The organism is Dactylosporangium sp. NPDC005555 (assembly GCF_040605635.1).
GTDB lineage: Bacteria > Actinomycetota > Actinomycetes > Mycobacteriales > Micromonosporaceae > Dactylosporangium.
In genome coordinates this window covers 1-18720 of the sequence record NZ_JBEXDG010000067.1, presented here as the reverse complement: position 1 = coordinate 18720, position 18720 = coordinate 1, and the positions used below count along the sequence as shown (strand labels likewise).

The following is an 18720-nucleotide window of genomic DNA, read 5'->3' as shown; positions in this document are numbered from 1 at the left end:
AGACTCGGGGCATGGGACGGGTCGTGGTGGTCGGGGGTGGCATCGCCGGTCTTGCCGCGGCGCACCGGCTCGTGGAGCGCGCCCCGCACCTCGACGTGGTCCTGATCGACCGGAGCGACCGTCCCGGCGGCAAGCTGCGCACCGTCTCCCTGGCCGGTGGCCCTGTGGAGCGCGGCGCCGAGTCGTTCCTGTCCGGCGATCCTTCGGGTGGACCGAGCGCCGCGGTGCGGCTGGCCGGGGCGATGGGGCTCGAGCTGGTGCACCCCGCGACGGGGAAGGCCGCGGTGGCGTTCGGCGGCGCCCTGCACGACCTGCCGGCCGGCACCCTGATGGGCATTCCCGTTCTGGGCTCCGCGGAGCCTCCCGGAAGCGGTCCGTTGCTGCGGGCCGGGCAGGACGTGACCGTCGGCGCGCTCGTGCGGCCGCGGCGCGGTGACCTCGTCGTCGACCGGTTCGTGGAGCCGCTGCTCGGCGGGGTCTATGCCGGCCGCGCCGACCGCCTGTCGCTGCGCATGGCGCTGCCCGCGCTCGCCGACGCCGCCGAGCACTCCGACACGCTCACCGATGCCGTTCGCGCGGCCCTGGCCGCCCGGCGGAGCACCCCTGGCACGCCGGTGTTCAGCGCGGTGCGGGGCGGCATGAGCCGGCTCGTCGACGCGGTCGCCGCCACGCTGCCCGACGTCAGGCTCGGGCTGCCCGTCCGCGAGCTGCGCCGCCACGGCACCGGCTGGCGGCTCACCGTCGGCTCGACCCGCGACCCGTCCACAGTGGACGCCGACGGCGTGGTCCTCGCCGTGCCCGCCGCCCCCGCCGCCCGCCTGCTGTCCACAGTGGACGGGGTGACGGGCGTGCCGCTCGACTACGCCAGCGTCGCGCTCGTCGGCCTCGCCCTGCCGCCGACGAAGCTGCCGGAACTGTCGGGGTTCCTGGTGCCGGCGACGGAAGGGTTCGCGGTCAAGGCCGTCACGTTCTTCGACCAGAAGTGGTCACACCTGCGCCGCCCCGGCCTCACCCTGATCCGCGCCTCGGTCGGCCGGGCCGGCGAGGAGCAGCAGCTGCAGCGCGCCGACGCCGACCTGCTCGACCTGGTCCGCGACGAGGTCGCCCGGCTGCTCGGGGTCGACCGCCTCCCCGACCCGGTCGACGCGGCGGTGTTCCGGTGGGGTGGCGGCCTGCCGCAGTATGAGCCGCACCACCGCGACCGCGTCGCCGCCCTGCGCGCCGCGCTCACCGCCCACCCACCGCTCACGGTCGCCGGCGCCGCCTATGACGGCGTGGGCATCCCCGCCTGCGTCACATCGGGGCAGACCGCCGCCGACACGCTCCTGGACGCCCTGGAAGGATGACGACATGACGAGCTCCGACGAGACCGGGACGAGCAACGCGGCACGCATCCGTGAGCTCAATGACTCGATCCGCTACACGATGTGGTCGGTCTTCCAGGCGAAGACCCCGCTCGACCCCGCCACCCGTGCCGAGACCACCGCCGAGGCGACCGCGTTCCTCGCCGACCTCGCCGCGAAGGACGTCGTGGTCCGCGGCACCTATGACGTCGCCGGTCTGCGCGCCGACGCCGACCTCATGATCTGGTGGCACGCCCCGAGCGCCGAGGCCCTCCAGGAGGCGTATGCCGCACTGCGCCGCACCGCGCTGGGCGCCCACCTCGCCCCCGTCTGGTCCCAGCTGGCGCTGCACCGCCCGGCGGAGTTCAACAAGAGCCACATCCCGGCGTTCCTGGCCGACGAGCACGCCCGCGCCTGGGTCTGCGTCTATCCGTTCGTCCGGTCGTATGAGTGGTATCTCCTGCCCGACGAGGAGCGCCGCGCCATGCTCGCCGAACACGGCAAGATGGCCCGCGGCTATGCGGATGTCCGCGCCAACACGGTCGCCAGCTTCGCGCTCGGCGACTATGAGTGGATGCTCGCCTTCGAGGCCGACGACCTGCACCGCATCGTCGACCTGATGCGCGACCTCCGGGCCTCGACGGCCCGCCGCCACGTCCGCGAGGAGGTCCCGTTCTACACGGGCCGCCGCCGCGACCTCGCCGACCTGATCGCCAACCTCCCGTAACCCCGCCCGCCGCCCGCCGCACGGTCATCCGCGCACGGTCATCCGCTGGACCGGTCCTCCTCGGCGCGCCCCGGGTGCCGTTCGGCCGCCCGCACCTGGGCCGGGGAACCGTCAGCGTCACCCCCGAACTCCTCGCGGATCGGCCGAGGGCGGCTCAGGGCGTCAGCGCGGGCCGGTGCATGGGGATGTGTTCGATGCCGTCCTCCATGAACGTCGGGCCGGACGGTGCGTAGCCGAACCGCTCGTACACCCGCACCGCGGTGGTCTGCGCGTCCAGGACCGACGCGCGAGCGCCGACGATCGAGACCGCCTCCGCCAGGAGGCGGCCCGCCAGGCCCCGGCCCCGCTGCGCGCGGGCGGTGACGACGCGGCCGACGCGGGCGGTGCCGTCGGGTTCGGTGAGGACGCGCAGGTAGGCGATCACGGTGCCCGAAGCGTCCGTGAGCCACACGTGCACCGTGCCCGGTTCGGTGTCGCGGCCGTCGATGTCCGGGTAGGGACAGGCTTGTTCGACGACGAAGACGTCGCTGCGGAGGCGGAGCACGGCGTACAGGGTGAAGACGTCCAGGGAGGCGAACGGGGCGCTGTGCGTGGTCACGGCCTGAGCGTAGCCAGCTGCTCGGCGGCCCTGCGGGCGGCGATGAGGACCGGGTCCCAGACGGGGGCGAACGGGGGAGCGTATGACAGGTCCAGGCCGGTCATCTCCTCGACGGTCATGCCGTGCCAGAGGGCGACGGCGAGGGCGTCGATGCGCTTCGCGGCGCCTTCCTGGCCGACGATCTGGGCGCCGAGGAGGCGGCCGGTGGTGCGCTCGGCGATGATCTTCGTGGTGATGGGGAGGGCGCCGGGATAGTAGCCGGCGCGGGTGGTGGACTCGGTGACGGTGGAGAAGGTGGCGAAGCCGGCGGAGAGCGCCTCGGCGGTGGTGAGGCCGGTGCGGGCGACCTCGTGCGAGCAGATCTTCGACACGGCGGTGCCGACGACGCCGGGGAAGGTGGCGTAGCCGCCGCCGATGTTGATGCCGGCCGCGCGGCCCTGCTTGTTGGCGTGGGTGCCGAGGGCGATCGCCGCCGGGCGCTGTGAGACGCGGTGGAAGACCTCGACGCAGTCGCCGGCGGCCCAGACACCCTCGGCGGAGGTGCGCAGGCGGCGGTCGACGACGATGCCGCCGGTCGCGCCGACCGTGATCCCTGCGTCGGCGGCGAGGGCGCTGTTGGGCCGGGTGCCGAGGCCGAGGATGACGATGTCGGCGGGCAGCGTCCCGTCCGGGACGTGCACGCCGGTGACCCGGCCGCCGGAGGACGCGAAGCCGGTGAAGGGGGTGGACAGGCGCAGGTCGACGCCGAGGCCGCGCAGCGCGTCGGAGACGAGGGAGGCCATGTCGGGGTCGAGGGTGCGCATCGGCTGGTCGGCGGCGTCGATGAGGGCGACCTCGAGCCCGCGGCTGATCATCGCCTCGGCCATCTCGAGGCCGATGTACCCGGCGCCGACGACGACCGCCCTGCGGGGGTTGTGCCGGTCGAGGTACGACAGCAGCCGGATCCCGTCCTCCAGGGTCTGCACGCCGTGGATGCCGGCCGCGTCGGCGCCCGGGACGTCGGGGCGGGCCGGGGTGCCGCCGGTGGCGATGACGAGCTGGTCGAAGGGCTCGGTGTAGGAACTGCCCTGCGAAGCCACGGTCACCGAGCGCGAGTCGAGGGAGATCGCGGTGACCTCGCTGGCGAGGCGCAGGTCGATGTCGAGCTCGCGGAACTGCTCCGGGGTGCGGGCGACCAGGTCGTCGGGGGAGCTCACGTCGCCGGCCACCAGGTACGGGATGCCGCACGCGGAATAGGAGACGTGCCGGCCCTTCTCGAACGCCACGATCCGCAGGTCGCCGACCGGGCGGCGGCGGCGGGCCTGGGAGGCGGCGCTCATGCCCGCGGCGTCGCCGCCGATGACGACCAGACGCTCGGGGGATCCGGAGGAAGAAGTCACCCGATCATTTAATCGTGTCTGTCGGGTGCCGGGATGGCGGCGCCGGTGTCGTCCCAGACGTTTCCGGAATTCGCGCTCAGCGTCGTCTGCGTACTGATGAGGATGGGGCAGACGAACATGCTGCTGCGGCCGAAGCGGTTGTTCACCACGGCGATACCGGTCATCGGGGTGGGTCCGCCGCCGCGGTGGGCGAAGTTGAGCACGCAGTGGCCGCCGTCGAGCCAGTTGTTCTCCACCCGCACGTCGCCGCTGGCGCCGCCCTCCTGGGTGACCTGGTAGGCGGCGTTGGCGTTCGCGCCCGGGTGGAGCACGTTGTGCCGCAGGGTGACCCGGCGTCTGCCGCGGGTGTCGACGGCGTCGTTGACGGTCTCGCCGCCGCCGGGTGCGCCGGTGCGGTAATACGTCAGGTCGTGGATCCAGGAGTCCTGGACGACGACGTCGTTGCCGGCCTTCACGCCGTCGACGGTGCCGTGGATGTTGACCCGGGTCAGGGTGGTGGCGCCGGCCCAGACGCCGTCGAGGCACGCGTTGGGACTGGCCGGGGCGATCTCCACGTCCTCGATGACGGCGCTGCCCTCGACCTGGATGACCGCGGCCGGGCAGCGGGCCGCCCCGCCGCGCACTATCGAGTTGCGGATCGTCACGTTCTTCCCGATGATGCGGACATATCCGCGAATGTCGGCATTGGCGATGACCGCGTTGTCGGCGGACAGCGTCTGGTCGCCGTTGAGCACCGTCAGCGTGGTCCCGGCGATCACGCCCGTGTTGGCCGCGACCGGCTTGCCGCCGCTGCGCGACGCGACCCGCGGTGCGACCGACGGCGACGCGCCGGCGGACACCGAGGGTGACGGTGACGGCGGAAGCGACGGTGCCGGCGAGACCCCGGAGCCGGGCAGGCCGGCCCGTTCCGCGGAGCGGCGCTGCTCGGGCGTCAGGCCGTCCGCCGACGTCCGGTGTCCGGGCTGTGTCAACGGATAGACGAGGATCGCGGTCAGTGCCACCGTTGCGACGCCGGCGACCGCCACGCCGATCGGCCCCCAGTGCAAGCCGCGCCGGTCCGCGCGCCGCCCTGTCGCCGGAAGATCACTCTCGGTGGTCACCGAACCTTTCTAGTGGTACAGGAGTGACGTTGTCCACCTATTGATACACATGTTTACGGAAGTGCCTTCGACATCTGCCGCGAAGTCGTCTCGAACCCCAACGATTCGTACAGGCGCAGCGCCCCGGGATTGTGCCCGAAGACGTTCAGGCCGAGCCGGGTGACGCCACGGGCGCGCAGCTCGGCCTCGGCGGCGAGCATCAGCGCCCGGCCGTGGCCGCGGCGGCGGTGCGCCTCGTCGACGGTGATCTCGAAGATCCACGCCTGCGGCCGTTCGGGTGTCGGCAGCCCGATCCACAGGAACCCGACGACCTCACCCTCGGCCTCGCCGGCCAGCAGCAGCTGTCCCTCGGTGGCGAGGCCGTCGGGCAGCAGCGTCGCGAACTGCCGCTCGATCCGCGCCTCGACCTCGGTCGGCGAGCCGCGCCCCGCCTGGACCTCGTCGACGGCGTACAGCGCCTTGAGCGCGGCGATCCGGACATCGAACTCGGACCGGGTCAGCGGACGGAGTGTGAGCATGACGCTCACAATACGAAGGCGTCGGTCCACAGCTGCCGCGACCGCCCCGACAGCGCGTCGAGCAGGCCGGCCGCCTGCCCGTCGGTGAGCGCGGCGACGAAGTCCACGATCGCCCGGCCGCGGGCCATCGCCATCCGGTCGAGGTCGCCCGACGCGAGGCCGTAGTCCGCCGCCGAGAGGTCGACGAGCTCCGCGTACGCCATGTCGACCAGGTCGTGCAGCCGCCGCGGGAGGCGCGCCGCCTCGTCGGGGTCGACCAGCCACGCGTGCAGCGCCTCGACGAGCGCGCTCAGCAGCCGTGCCTGCCCCCGCTGGTGCAGGGCCAGGTCGGGCCGCTCCAGGACGAACCGGTGGTGCACGAACTTCAGCACCTGCACCTCGTGCCACTGGGCGGTGCCGAGCGCCACGTGCCCGGCGCGCATCGGCGGGTCCTGGAGCACGTTGATGGCGTCGATGAGCCGCCGCGTCCACCGGGCGGAGAAGCGCGCGACGCTCTGCTCCGCCTCGATCGAGCCGTCGAACGGCGCCGCGAGCAGCCCGTCGACGAGCTCCTGCCGCACGTGCTCGACCGCCGCCCAGAACGCGTCGTCGCTGCTGATCCAGCCGTCCTTGCGGAACAGGTCGCGGCGCAGCAGCTCCACCGACCGCCCCGGCCGGCGCGCGGAACCGCGCAACTCAGGAAGGTCCAGGTCGCGCAGCACGGTCGCGTCGCGCTGCCACGCCATCAGCTCGGTGGCGACGGTGCCCTGCTGCAGGACCCCGACGCGGTGGAAGTCCTCGAGGTCGTGGATGGCGTAGGCGATGTCATCGGCGGTGTCCATCACCGACGCCTCCGCGGTCTGCTGCCACTGCGCGAGCAGCCCGTCGAACGGCGCCCGGGCCTGCCGCAGGTCGGCGAGCTCGGTGACGTAGGCGCCGAACTTCAGCGACCCGACCGCGGGGTCCCCGGGGTCGACGCCGGCACCACGCGGTGTCGGACGCATCAGGTGTACGTGCGGCGACGGGTAGGTCCTCCGCGTCCACGGATACTTCGCCATGGCCGCCCGGACCGCGGCGGTCAGGTCCAGCCCGACCGTGGAGCCGCTGATCTCGGTGCTCGTGACGATGCGGTACGACTGCGCGTTGCCCTCGAACCCGTCGGGGAGCCCGAGCCGCTGCCGGGCGAGCCGGTCCAGCACCTGCTCGCCGAGGTGCCCGAACGGCGGGTGCCCGAGGTCGTGCGCGAGCGCCGCCGCCTCCACGACGTCGGCGTCGCAGCCGCCGAGCTTGTCCAGCAGCGCCTGCGACCCGGTGGTGGGGGAGCACAGGCGCTCGACGATGCCGCGGGCGACGCTGGCGACCTTGAGGCTGTGGGTGAGCCGGTTGTGCACCAGCAGACCGGACCCGCCGGGGCTGATCACCTGGGTGACGCCGCCGAGGCGGGCGAAGAACGGCGACGCGACGATCCGGTCACGGTCGGCGCGGAACGGGTTGGCGGTCAGGTCGCCGCCGGACCCGCCGAACAGTCGTGCGTCCCTCATCGTCATGAGGGCTTGCGGACCTCGATGACGAAGCCGCTCGCGGTCACGGCGGCCGCCGGGTGGTGCGCCAGCAGCAGGTCGAGCAGCTTCAACGGGGACAGGATCCAGGTGAGGGGGAGGATCGCCCGGTACAGCCGCATGCTGCCGAACGACAGCAGCATCGCCAGCCACTCCTGCAGCGTCCAGAGCATGCCCGACGTCGGTCCGGCGCCGACCTTGACGCTGAGCACCTCGAACTGCGGGAACTGCTCGCGCAGCCCGACCTCGGTGTAGCGCTGGAAGTCGTACGGCGAGGCGTGGAACGGCTGCATGAACGGCACGAACACCAGCATCCGGCCGCCGGGGCGCAGCAGGCGGTGCATCTCGGCGATGTGCGCGGCCGGGTCCGGCACGTGCTCCAGGACGGCGATGCTGATCCCGCCGGCGAGGCTGCCCTCGGCCAGGGGCACGTTGCGCAGGTCGGTGACGATGTCGACGTTGGGGTAGGTGCCGCCGTCCATGCAGATGACCCGCTGGTCGCGGCGGTGGGTGCCGCAGCCGAAGTCGGCGACGAGGTCCTTGTCGAGGTCGAAGCCGCGCAGGAACGGCATGATCAGGTTGCGGTCCATGACCGGCGACAGGACCTTGATCGCCGTCGGATACACCTTGTTGAACCGCTTCTTGACGAACTCCTTGATCCGGTTCAGCGCGTCGGCGGTGAGCTCGTCGGAGTCGAACCCGCCGAACTTCAGCTGACCGCCGCGCCGCTTGCCCGTGTGGCCGCAGGCCGGGCAGGTGATCGTCTCGCCGCCGTCGAGCCGCAGCGGCGTGCGGCACTCCGGACAGGAGAGGACCTCGGCGAGGCGGGCCTGGCGGCCCGCTGCCGCCGGCTCGGTCACGGGGGCGTCAGTCACAGTGTCGTTCATCATCCCTCAGCGGATCTCGTAGACAGCGATCTGCCCGGCACGGTGCCTGAACTGCGCGAAGTCGCCCAGTGTCGGCGCGAGAGGGGCGTCGTCCGGGTCCGGTGCCTCGTACACGAACAGCCACCGCACACCGTACTGGTCGCGCAGCTTACCGACCGTCGCCGCCGACGGCTGCGCGAAGGCCTGGTCGTTGTCCGTGAGCAGCTGCTGGTTCCAGTACGGCGCCCAGACGGCGTTGGTGCCGGTCTCGGCGGCCACCACGTGGGTGCGGTTGGTGAAGCCCCAGCCCTCGATGAGGAAGCGGCGCTCGGTGTAGGCGGCGAAGGCGAAGTGCCGGTTGTCGCAGACGCCGGGCGGGGTGTCGCTGGCGACGACGCAGTGCGCGTTCGTGGCCACCAGGTCGCTGGGCTTCGAGTGGTCGCGCAGCCAGCGGCCGGCGTCCTTCGTGCCCTCGGGGATGAAGGCCTCGTACTGCTGGACGCCGCGCCAGCCGGTCTGGTTGGCCTCACGGGTCGTCTCGAACAGGTGCAGCAGCGTGGTGACCAGGCAGATCCCGGCGAGGAGGCTCGCATAGACGGTGCCCTTGGCCGGGAACGACGAGCGGCGCACCACCCACACGGCGACCGCCAGCAGCGCGAACACCGCCAGATACGGCCACACCAGGTGGAACGCGGTCTGCGCCGCCCCGCCGACCCGGCCCGGTCGCGGGGTCCACTTCGGGTTGAGCTCGTGGACCACGATGAGGATCGCGGCGCCGGTGCCGATCGCGCCGTACACCCACTTCAGCATCCGTCCGGTCGGGACGTCGTTGGGCGTGATCATCGCCAGGCCGACCACGGCGGCGAGGGACAGGTAGGGCCGGCCGGAGACCATGAACCAGCCCTCGGCACCGCCCTCGTGGCCGAAGATCAGCAGCGCGCCGATGCCGGACAGGCCGATGCCGAACATCAGGATGACCGGGTCGGCGGCGATCTTCAGGTCCGGTCGGCGGCGCTTCGCGAGCTTCGACAGGCCGAGCAGGCCGGGCCAGATGCAGGCCCAGCAGACGAACGTGATCGCGGTGACCAGCAGCAGCCGCCACGGCCCGCCGAGGCCGGGCAGCGCGAACGTGGCCGTGTAGGGCGCGCCGGAGATCCGGGCGAAGTGCAGCGGCTCGATCGCCAGGCCCTGCGCGGCGCCGCCGAACAGCACGAACTGCGCGAACAGCACCGCGAGGAAGGCGATGCCGGAGGTGATCAGCGCCGCCGGGTGGACCCGCTTGCGGGTCAGCATGCGCACGGCGACGACCAGCAGCAGCCCGGCGAGCAGCATCGGCAGGAACGTCGCCTTGCCGCCGGTGACCGCCGCGGTCAGCAGGATCACCAGGGCCCAGCGCTTGCGGTTGCGGTCGGTGAGCACGTCGACCAGTACCAGCGCGAGGCCGGCGAACAGGATGGCGCCGAACGTCTGCGTCGGGCTCGTCCACATCTGCGCCCGCAGCGAGGAGCCGTCCTCGTAGGCGTTGGTGCCGAAGGTGGAGAACCAGCCACCGAGGCGCCACTGGTAGGGCGTCGGGGTGAGCACGAAGTAGGTCGTGACGGCGGCCGCGGCGCCCGCCCACCACTTGCCGGTGAGCCGCTTGCCGAGGACCGCCATGAGCATGAGGAAGCCGAAGACCATCGGCAGCGGCGACAGGCGCAGCAGCAGCACCTGCGGCTCGATCCCGGTGACCCAGGACGTGGAGGCCATCTCGGCGTAGACGAACCAGTGGTAGAGCACCGGCTGCTCCGGCAGCCACGGCGAGGCGAGCGGCATGTGGTGCTTCGCGTCGCCGAGCAATGCCAGGTGGAACGGGGAGTCGCCGTCGGGGCTCAGCATGCCGGGCTCGGCGAGGTCGTGCGTCCGGAAGAACCGGATGATGCTCCAGTAGAAGAGCACGAGCGCGGAGCCCGACAGGATCGAGGAGAACCAGAGCGGGGTCCGCTCCTCGGCGCGGTCGGTGCCGCGCCAGTGCCGCCGCAGCCCGGGCACGGCCGCGAAGACGGCGATCGTGACGATCGGGAACGCTACGTTGAGCAACGGCGCGCCGATCGCCCGCGCGCCGATGTAGATCATGACCTCGCAGGAGTAGCCCACGGCGAGGCCCGCGGCGACGTCCTCGACGAACCAGCCGGGCCGCCCGCGGACCGCCCGCCAGATGAGCATGCCCGGCAGGATGAGCCCCAGGGCGACGTATCCGGCGAAGATCGCGGTCGTCCAGACCGGTACGCCGTAGAACGCGAGGCCGATGAAGATCAATACGCCGAGCACGGCCGGCGGCGCCCAAGCGGGCGGCTTTCGCCGGGCCGGGGCCGACGTCGGTGCCGCTGACGTGGGCTGTTCCACGGTTACTGCCACGTGATCCGCCGTTCCTGTGAGATGACCGTCGCACCCTATCAACGCGTCACTGTCAGTTGGGGGCGCGCGTGCCGCTCGCTCTTCGGTCGATCAAGGTCGCTATGCCGTCCAGGACGCGCGCCAACCCGAACTCGAAGTCGGCGTCGGGCACGTCGTCCGGCACATCGAGTATGCCGGTCGCCAGGAGTCTGCCGATGGCGGGGAACCGGCGGGGGTCGACCAGCTTGCCGAGTAACTGACCGTAGGTGAGCATCGCCTCGTCGGCGGTCGTCCCGGACGCCTGCGCCGCCGCGGTGATGTCGGCGGTCAGCAGTGCCCAGTTCCGGGTGATGCCGCTCACGGTCATGATCGTGGAGAGCTTCTCATATTCCTCCAGGGTGGTCCCGGCGAGGATCTCGAGGCCGTGGTCCATCCAGCCGACCTGGTTGGGCGTCAGCGGCGGCGTGGTGATCGGCACCCGCACGATCCAAGAGTGCCGGCGCAGGATGCCCAGGTGCATGCGACCGAAACGCAGCATCCCCGCGCGCCAGTCCTCGCCCGGCGGCAGGGCCGGCGGCGGCCCGACCGCCGCGTCGACCATCAGGTCGAGCAGCTCGTTCTTGGCCGCGACGTAGCGGTACAGCGACATCGTGGCCGCACCGAGCTCGGCGGCGACCCGGCTCATCGACACCGCGCCGAGGCCCTCCGTCCCGGCCACGTGCACGCCCGCCGCGACGATCCGATCCAGGGTCAGCCCAGGTCGCGGCCCCTTGCCCGGGCGGGTGCGCAGACCCCAGGCGGTGGCGAGGACGGCGGGCAGCTCGTTCTCCATTGACTCAGATCCTACTTCTGCGTATAACTTACGCAGTAGAGCGTACGTCATACGCAATAAAGAATCTTGGAGCGTGGCTCATGCCTCTCGCCGTCGAGGCCGTCGGCCTCACGAAGTCGTACGGCAAACTCGACGTCCTCACCGGCGTCGACCTCGCGGTGCCCGCGGGCACCGTGTTCTCCCTGCTCGGGCCCAACGGCGCGGGCAAGACCACCACGGTGCGCATCCTCGCGACGCTGCTGCGCCCCGACGGCGGCCAGGCCCGCGTCGCCGGCCACGACGTCGTCCGTCAGCGCCGGCAGGTCCGCGGCGCGATCAGCCTCACGGGGCAGTATGCGGCGGTCGACGACCTGCAGACCGGCGCGGAGAACCTGCGCATGATGGGCCGGCTCAACGGCCTCGGCGCGGCCGCCGCCACCCGCAAGGCCGCCGAGCTGCTCGAACGCTTCGACCTCACCGGCGCCGGGAACCGGCGGGCGGGCACCTACTCCGGCGGGATGCGCCGCCGCCTCGACCTCGCCGCCGGGCTCGTCGGCACCCCGCAGGTGATCTTCCTGGACGAGCCGACCACCGGTCTGGACCTCACCAGCCGGCAGGCGATGTGGCAGGTGATCACCGGCCTGGTCAGCACCGGCGTGACCGTGTTCCTGACGACGCAATACCTGGAGGAGGCGGACCGGCTCGCCGACCGCATCGCCGTCGTCGACCACGGCAGGGTCGTCGCCTCCGGCACCCCGGCCGAGCTGAAGCGGCGGTTCGGCGACCAGCGCCTCGACCTGGAGCTCGCCGACCGGACCCGGTTCGACGCCGTGATCACCCTGCTCGGTGCGCGCGTCGTGCAGTCCGACCCCGACCGGCTGACCATCGGCGTCACCACGGACGGCAGCGCGGCGCACGTCCGCGCCGTCCTCGACGAGATCGACCCGCAGCGCGTCGCCGTGCGCCGCTTCTCCCTGCACAGCGCCACGCTCGACGACGTGTTCCTCGCCCTGACCACTCCCGTCCTGAAGGAGTCCGTCAATGTCTGACATCGCCACCGCTCCCGTCCAGTGGCTCACCATGGGCAGCCGTTCGCTGCGGCTCGGCCGGCGCAACGTCGAGGCGCTGATCATGTCGCTGGTGCTGCCCGTGATGCTGATGGTCGTCTTCGTGTACCTCTTCGGCGGCGCCATCGACACCGGCACCGCGTACGTCACCTACGTCGTGCCCGGCGTCATGCTGCTGTGCGTCACGTTCGGCTCGGCGATGACCGCGGGCTCCGTCGCCAACGACATGACCGGCGGCATCATCGACCGGCTGCGGTCCCTCGACGTCGGCGGGCCGGCCATCCTCGCCGGTCACGTCGCCGCGAGCATCGCCCGTAACGTGTTCTCCAGCGCCCTGGTCTTCGGGGTCGCGTTCGCCATCGGGTTCCGGCCGCACGCCTCGGCGGCCCAGTGGCTCGCCGCCGCCGGGATCCTGGTGCTGACGATCGCCGCCGTGTCGTGGCTGTCGGCGGCGCTCGGGCTGTTCGCGTCCTCACCCGAGGCGGCCAGCGGCTACACCTTCGGGATCACCTTCCTGCCGTACGCCAGCAGCGCCTTCGTCCCGATCGACACCATGCCCTCGTGGCTGCGCGGATTCGCCGGCAACCAGCCGGTCACGCCGATCACCGAGAGTCTGCGGGGACTGCTGCTCGACCAGCCGGTCGGCTCCGCGCCGTGGAAGGCGGTCGCGTGGTGCCTGGCGATCATGGTGGTGTCGGTGGCCGCGACGGCCCTGCTCTTCCGTGCCAAAACCCGCGGTTAGCCGGGATCGCCATGACCACCTGGCCCGGTCGATCTCCGGAGCGCGCGGTGGTCATGACGGATCCGTGCATGTCTAGCTGGATGCCGGATCCAGCTTGATCGACAGGCTGTTGACGCAGTGGCGGGTGTTCTTGTCGGTCATCCGCTCGCCCCGGAACACGTGGCCCAGGTGCGAGTCGCACCGGGCGCAACGGATCTCGGTGCGGGCCATGCCCATGCTGCGGTCCTCGATCTCCTTCACGGTGCCGGGGATCGCGTCGTCGAAGCTCGGCCAGCCGCAGTGCGAGTCGAACTTCGAGGTGCTCTCGAAGAGCTGGGCGCCGCACGCGCGGCAGTTGTAGACACCCTCGGTCTTGGTGCTGACGTATTCCCCGCTCCACGGCGCCTCGGTGCCCGCGCGGCGCAGGACCCGGAACTCGTCCGGGGACAGCCGCACGCGCCACTCGGCATCGGTGGTGGGCAGGTCGACAACTGGCTCGGTCATGCCTCAACGGTAGGCGGCGCGGGGCGGGGCGACCATTACGGCCCGCGAACACGATTTCTGTGCTGCGCGCGCGACGTCTCCGCCGCCGCCTCGTTGGACCGACGAAAGCCGTGATTCGGACTTTTCATGGCACATCGGTCGAATGGACGGGGTACGACAACGATGAGGCTGCTCTACAAGGCCGTTGCGGTCGGCGCGGCCGGTGCCGCGGGCATCACGCCACTGGCCACCGCGGCGCACGCCGGACTCGCGGCACACGAGCTGCGGGTGGACGGCTGCGGGACGTCTTGGGACTCGCGGAGCGGCAACCTCGAACTCTGCGCCGACGGCGAGACGTCCCACCCGGGCACCGGCCCCGCCGGCTACGGCCCGAGCGACACGAACGACTGGCAGTACGACAGCCCGACCACCGCCGGCACGGGCGGCCCGTTGTACGCGGGCCACGGCACCGGCGACGACGACGCCCCCGGCTACGGCAGCGGCCACGGCGGCCACGGCTCGGGTAACGGTGGCTACGGTAACGGCGGCCACGGCTCGGGTAACGGTGGCTACGGTAACGGCGGTCACGGCTCGGGTAACGGTGGCTACGGTAACGGCGGTCACGGCTCGGGTAACGGCGGCCACGGCAACGGCGGTCACGGCTCGGGCAACGGCGGCGGCTCCGGGCACGGCGGCAACGGCGGCCATGGCAACGGCGGCGGCTACGGCGGACCGGGTGGCTCGCACAACGGCGGCGGTGGCGGCAACGGGCACGGCAACGGTGGCACCACACCTGGTGGCGGCGGCGGTACCGGCAACGGCGGCACGACCCCCGGTGGCGGCGGTGGCAACGGCAACGGTGGCACCACACCCGGTGGCGGGGGCGGGTCGACCCCGGGCGGCGCGACGCCCGGCGGTGGCGGCGGGAACGGCAACGGCAACGGTGGCACAACACCCGGCGGCGGCGGTGGCAACGCGAACGGTGGCACAACACCCGGCGGAACAGGCTCGGGCAGCGGTGGTCCTGGAGTGCCCGGCGTCCCGGCCGGATCCGGGGCGGGTGCGGCGACCGGCACCGCCACGGCCACCGGCACCCTGCCCGTGACCGGCACGTCGTCGCTGATGACGACGGTCGGGTTCGCGTTCATCATCGGCGGGGCCGGCATCCTGTACCTGACCCGGCTCGGCGACAAGGGCGACGAGCCGACCCGGCAGCGCACCCCCAGGACCCCGGCCCGGCCGGCGGCGCCGATGCCGCGGCGCAGGCCGAGCCCGCAGGCGACCCGGCGGTCATGACGGTGTCGTGGGGCACCACGGCGGTGACCGGCGCGTAGGGTGCTTGGCATGGCCGCCAGTGTGTTGGAGATCGAGGTCGCAGGACGGAAGGTCCGGCTGACCAGTCCCGACAAGGTGATGTTCCCGGAGCGCGGGTTCACCAAGCGCGACGTGTTCGAGTATTACGTCGCGGTCGGCGACGGCATCATGCGGGCGCTGGGCAACCGGCCGACGACCTTGCAGCGGTTCCCGGAGGGGCTCGCCGGCGAGACGTTCTTCCAGAAGCGGGTCCCCGCCAAGGGGGTCCCGCCGTGGCTGGAGACGGCGCAGATCGCGTTCCCCAGCGGGCGCAAGGCCGACGAGCTGTGCCCCGTCGACCTCGCGCACGTGGCGTGGGCGGCGCAGATGGGCACGATCGTGTTCCACCCGTGGCCGGTGCGCAGGGAGCACGCCGACCACCCCGACGAGCTGCGCATCGACCTGGACCCGCAGCCGGGCACGGACTTCGCCGACGCGGCCGTCGTCGCGGGCGAGCTGAGGGCGGTGCTCGACGAGCTCGGCTGGAAGGGCTGGCCGAAGACCAGCGGCGGCCGCGGCGTCCACGTGTACGTGCGGATCCAGCCGAACTGGACGTTCGTCGAGGCACGGCGGGCCGTGATCGCGCTGGCGCGCGAGGTCGAGCGCCGCCGGCCGGACCTCGTCACCACCAAGTGGTGGAAGGAGGAGCGCGGCGAGCGGGTCTTCGTCGACTTCAACCAGATGGCGCGGGACCGCACGATCGCGTGCGCGTACTCGCTGCGGGCCAACGCCCGGGCGACGGCGTCGACGCCGCTGCGCTGGGAGGAGCTGCCCGACGTCGAGCCCGACGACTTCGACCTGCGCACCGTGCCGCAGCGGATCGCGAAGCTCGGTGACGCGCACGCCGGCATCGACGACGTCGCGCACGACATCACGCCGCTGCTGGAGTGGGCGGAGCGCGACGCCGCGAACGGCGAGGGCGACATGCCGTATCCGCCGGAGTATCCGAAGATGCCGGGCGAGCCGATGCGGGTCCAGCCGAGCCGGGCCCGCCCCGTCGAGTAGCGGCTACTTGTCGCAGGTGAGGTTCGTCGCCGGGACGCGCAGGTCGATCAGGTAGCGGTTCACGGCGTCGATCACGCAGCCGGTCTTGGGATAGGCCGTGTGGCCTTCGCCCTTCCACGTGACCAGCGTGCCGACGCCCAACATCTTCGCCAGGGCCGGCGCCTGCTCGTACGGGGTGGCCGGGTCGCCGAGCGTGCCGATGACGACGATCGGCGCCGAACCGGTCGCCCCGCCGGCCGGGTACGGGTCGCGCTTGCCGGGCCACTGCGCGCAGATGAGGTTCAGTGCGAGCGCCCCGCCGAACAGCGGGTACTTCTGCCGCCACTGCGGCTGCAGCGCCTTGGCCTGCTCGACCGTCGGGGTGTCGTCGCTGTCCGCGCAGCCGACGGCCGCGTTGGCGTCGAACATGTTGGTGTATTTGCCCTGCGGGTCCCGTTCCGCGTACGAGTCGGCGAGCTGGAACATCTTCTCCGGCTTCCCCGCGCGCAGGTCCTGCATCGCAGTGGCCAGCGACCGCCAGCTCGACTCGCTGTACAGCGACGACACCACCGCGGTGAAGACCCAGCCGGTGGTCGCGCTGCGCCCTTTGCCCTGCACGGGACTCGTCCGCGCGTCCGCGATCGCCTTCGTCACGACGGCCCGCGGATCGGGGCCGATCGGGCAGGAGCCCGCGTTGGCCTTGCACCAGGTGCTGAAGTTGTCGAAGGCGTGCTCGAACCCGGCGGCCTGCTTCTCCGCCGAGTCCCGCATCGACAGCGTCGGGTCGACCGCCCCGTCGAGGACGAGCGCGCGGACGTTCTTCGGGAACAGCTGCGCGTACACGGCGCCGAGCAGCGTGCCGTAGCTGTAGCCGAGGTACGTCAGCTGCCGCTCTCCGACCGCGGCGCGCATCGCGTCCATGTCCCGGGCCGTCTGCTCGGTGGAGAAGTACCGCAGGGTGTCGCCGTACTTGTCGCCGCAGCTCTGCGCCAGCTTCCGGGTCAACGCGACCGACTCGCCGAACGCCGCGTCCGTCTGCGGGTCGGGGTCGATGCCGAAGTTGGCGTCGAGGTCGGCGTCGGAGAAACATTTCACCGGCGACGACCGGCCGATGCCGCGCGGGTCGAACCCGATCACGTCGAAGCGCCGCACGACCTCCGCAGGCAGGTACACCGACCGGTAGACGGCGTAGTCGAACCCTGACGCACCGGGCCCGCCCGGGTTGATGAACAGCGAACCGACCCGGTCCCGCTGTGTCGTCGACCGGCCCCGGACCAGCGCGACGTCGAACGTGCCGGACCCTTCCGGGTTGTGCCAGTCCTGCGGGACCTTCACCGTCGCGCAGTCGTACTTCACGTTCTGCGGCGGGCTGGCGAAGATCCCCTTGTAGACGTCGGGGCACGACTTCCACTGCGCCGGGTCGACCTTGACGCCGTCGGCCGTCGACGCGCTCGCCGACGGCTCGGCCAGCCGACGGCCCTCCTGCGCCGGGTCCGCAGGGAGCGTGCAACCCCCCAATGTCGCCGCGACGAGCAGGACCGCCAGCGCCTTTCTCAAGGCCGCCCTGCCAGCACGGACTCGACGTCGAAGCGGATCGGGCGGTCGAGCTGGTCGTAGGTGCACGAGAGCGGCTCCCGGTCCGGCCGCCAGCGCTTGAACTGCGCGGTGTGCCGGAAGCGGTCGCCTTCCATGGCGTCGTAGCCGACCTCGACGACGAGCTCGGGACGCAGCGGCACGAACGACAGGTCCTTCTTGCCCGACCAACGGCTCAGCCCGCCCGGCAGCCTCGTCGCGGCGTCGCCGGCGGGGACCGCGTCGAGACTCGCGGCGGCCGCGCCGGGCACCTGACCCGCCCAGTTCCACGGATGGTCGACGATGTCCTCGCGGTACGCCGCGAGCTCCTCGACCAGCTCGGCCCGGCGTTCCCTGGTGAACGACGCGGCGACCCCCACGTGGTGCAGGCGGCCCTCCTCGTCGTACAACCCCAGCAGCAACGACCCGACGATCGGCCCGTCCTTGTGCCACCGGAACCCGGCCACGACGGCGTCAGCGGTCCTCGCGTGCTTGATCTTGTACATGGTGCGTTTGCCCGGCTCGTAGGCGCCTGCGGCGGGCTTCGCGATGACCCCGTCCAGCCCGGCGCCCTCGAACCGCTCGAACCAGTCCCGCGCTACCTCGATGTCCGTGGTCACCGGCGTCACGTGCACCGGCGGCCGGACGTGCTCGAGGGCGTCCTCCAGCCTGGCTCTGCGCTGTGCATACCCCACCTCGACCAGCGACTCGTCACCGATCGCCAGGAGGTCGAACGCGACGAACGACGCCGGCGTCTGCTCCGCCAGCATGTTCACCCGCGACGCGGCCGGATGGATCCGCTGCCCGAGCAGCTCGAAGTCGAGCTTCGGCTCGCCCTCACCGCGCCGGATCACGATGATCTCCCCGTCGACCACGCACCGCTCCGGCAGCTGCGCCAGGGCCTGGGCGACGACCTCGGGGAAATAGCGCGTCAGCGTCTTGCCACCCCGGCTGGCCAGCTCGACCTCGCCGCCGTCACGGAACACGATGCAACGGAACCCGTCCCACTTCGGCTCGAAGCTCATCCCCTCCGCGCTCGGCAGGCTGGGAATGCTCTTGGCCAGCATCGGCTCAACGGGCGGCATCACCGGCAGATCCACCCTGCCACAGTAGCGGGCCCGCCCCCGTCACAGGCGCCGTGTCGCCCGCCGCGCGGGTTTCCATGATCCGGAAGACTTCGTGCTGCCACGGCGCAATGCCGGTGAGTTAAGGATTTGCGTCGAGGGTTGTCGATGCCGCGTGGCGGCTTGCGCAGCAACGAAGCTCCCGTTACACATGCTGTCG

General features: G+C 72.0%; 17 protein-coding genes. 6 read left to right on the top strand and 11 right to left on the bottom strand.

The features are described from left to right. The first annotated feature begins 11 nt into the window (after positions 1-11). Both hemG and hemQ read left to right on the top strand, forming a co-directional pair. A complete protein-coding gene (gene hemG, locus ABZS58_RS43280; protein ID WP_354789867.1) occupies positions 12-1346 on the top strand; it encodes a protoporphyrinogen oxidase in 1335 nt (444 codons plus the stop codon). A 4-nt stretch (positions 1347-1350) separates the two neighbouring features. Next, positions 1351-2070: a hydrogen peroxide-dependent heme synthase gene (hemQ, locus tag ABZS58_RS43275; RefSeq protein WP_354789866.1), complete on the top strand. Its 720-nt coding sequence runs from the start codon at positions 1351-1353 to the stop codon at positions 2068-2070. A gap of 154 nt (positions 2071-2224) precedes the next feature. On the opposite strand, the gene ABZS58_RS43270 is transcribed toward hemQ, so the two are convergent. The 8 genes from ABZS58_RS43270 to ABZS58_RS43235 all read right to left on the bottom strand — a co-directional run bounded on the left by ABZS58_RS43270 (position 2225) and on the right by ABZS58_RS43235 (position 11277). Then, the gene (locus ABZS58_RS43270) at positions 2225-2668 is read right to left on the bottom strand and encodes a GNAT family N-acetyltransferase (protein ID WP_354789864.1); all 444 of its coding nucleotides are present in this window, start codon (positions 2666-2668) and stop codon (positions 2225-2227) included. Then, positions 2665-4047: an FAD-dependent oxidoreductase gene (locus ABZS58_RS43265; protein ID WP_354789862.1), complete on the bottom strand. Its 1383-nt coding sequence runs from the start codon at positions 4045-4047 to the stop codon at positions 2665-2667. The genes ABZS58_RS43270 and ABZS58_RS43265 overlap by 4 nt, the downstream gene beginning before the upstream one ends. 8 nt (positions 4048-4055) lie before the next feature. Continuing rightward, a complete protein-coding gene (locus ABZS58_RS43260) occupies positions 4056-5147 on the bottom strand; it encodes a hypothetical protein (RefSeq protein ID WP_354789860.1) in 1092 nt (363 codons plus the stop codon). A 53-nt stretch (positions 5148-5200) separates the two neighbouring features. Continuing rightward, positions 5201-5665, bottom strand: coding sequence for a GNAT family N-acetyltransferase (locus ABZS58_RS43255; RefSeq protein ID WP_354789858.1), 465 nt, complete (start codon positions 5663-5665; stop codon positions 5201-5203). A 5-nt stretch (positions 5666-5670) separates the two neighbouring features. Beyond that, complete coding sequence (gene dgt, locus ABZS58_RS43250) at positions 5671-7185, bottom strand: dGTP triphosphohydrolase (protein WP_354789857.1); 1515 nt, start codon at positions 7183-7185, stop codon at positions 5671-5673. Between the two features lie 2 nt (positions 7186-7187). Further along, on the bottom strand, positions 7188-8078 hold the full coding sequence (locus ABZS58_RS43245; RefSeq protein WP_354789856.1) for a methyltransferase domain-containing protein: 891 nt from the start codon (positions 8076-8078) through the stop codon (positions 7188-7190). 18 nt (positions 8079-8096) lie between these two features. After that, the gene (locus ABZS58_RS43240) at positions 8097-10379 is read right to left on the bottom strand and encodes a hypothetical protein (RefSeq protein WP_354789855.1); all 2283 of its coding nucleotides are present in this window, start codon (positions 10377-10379) and stop codon (positions 8097-8099) included. A 139-nt stretch (positions 10380-10518) separates the two neighbouring features. Then, on the bottom strand, positions 10519-11277 hold the full coding sequence (locus ABZS58_RS43235; protein ID WP_354789853.1) for a TetR/AcrR family transcriptional regulator: 759 nt from the start codon (positions 11275-11277) through the stop codon (positions 10519-10521). Between the two features lie 80 nt (positions 11278-11357). Here ABZS58_RS43235 and ABZS58_RS43230 point away from each other — a divergent pair, with 80 nt between their 5' ends. Together ABZS58_RS43230 and ABZS58_RS43225 are read left to right on the top strand one after the other, a co-directional pair. After that, a complete protein-coding gene (locus ABZS58_RS43230; protein ID WP_354789852.1) occupies positions 11358-12305 on the top strand; it encodes an ATP-binding cassette domain-containing protein in 948 nt (315 codons plus the stop codon). Beyond that, positions 12298-13065: an ABC transporter permease gene (locus ABZS58_RS43225; RefSeq protein ID WP_354789851.1), complete on the top strand. Its 768-nt coding sequence runs from the start codon at positions 12298-12300 to the stop codon at positions 13063-13065. Before ABZS58_RS43230 ends, ABZS58_RS43225 begins: the two co-directional genes overlap by 8 nt. A 72-nt stretch (positions 13066-13137) precedes the next feature. Here the strand turns inward: ABZS58_RS43225 and msrB are convergent, their stop codons facing one another. Next, positions 13138-13548 carry a peptide-methionine (R)-S-oxide reductase MsrB gene (gene msrB / locus ABZS58_RS43220; RefSeq protein WP_354789849.1) on the bottom strand — a complete coding sequence of 137 codons (411 nt, stop codon included), beginning with the start codon at positions 13546-13548 and terminating at the stop codon, positions 13138-13140. A 162-nt stretch (positions 13549-13710) separates the two neighbouring features. On the opposite strand from msrB, the gene ABZS58_RS43215 reads away from it, so the two are divergent. Beyond that, positions 13711-14823 carry a hypothetical protein gene (locus ABZS58_RS43215; protein WP_354789848.1) on the top strand — a complete coding sequence of 371 codons (1113 nt, stop codon included), beginning with the start codon at positions 13711-13713 and terminating at the stop codon, positions 14821-14823. A gap of 39 nt (positions 14824-14862) precedes the next feature. Continuing rightward, the gene (gene ligD / locus ABZS58_RS43210) at positions 14863-15885 is read left to right on the top strand and encodes a non-homologous end-joining DNA ligase (protein WP_354789847.1); all 1023 of its coding nucleotides are present in this window, start codon (positions 14863-14865) and stop codon (positions 15883-15885) included. 3 nt (positions 15886-15888) lie between these two features. Here ligD and ABZS58_RS43205 read toward each other — a convergent pair whose 3' ends face one another. After that, on the bottom strand, positions 15889-17421 hold the full coding sequence (locus tag ABZS58_RS43205; RefSeq protein WP_354789845.1) for an alpha/beta hydrolase: 1533 nt from the start codon (positions 17419-17421) through the stop codon (positions 15889-15891). Then, on the bottom strand, positions 17418-18536 hold the full coding sequence (locus ABZS58_RS43200; RefSeq protein ID WP_354789843.1) for an ATP-dependent DNA ligase: 1119 nt from the start codon (positions 18534-18536) through the stop codon (positions 17418-17420). Before ABZS58_RS43200 ends, ABZS58_RS43205 begins: the two co-directional genes overlap by 4 nt. Between the last annotated feature and the right edge of the window lie 184 nt (positions 18537-18720).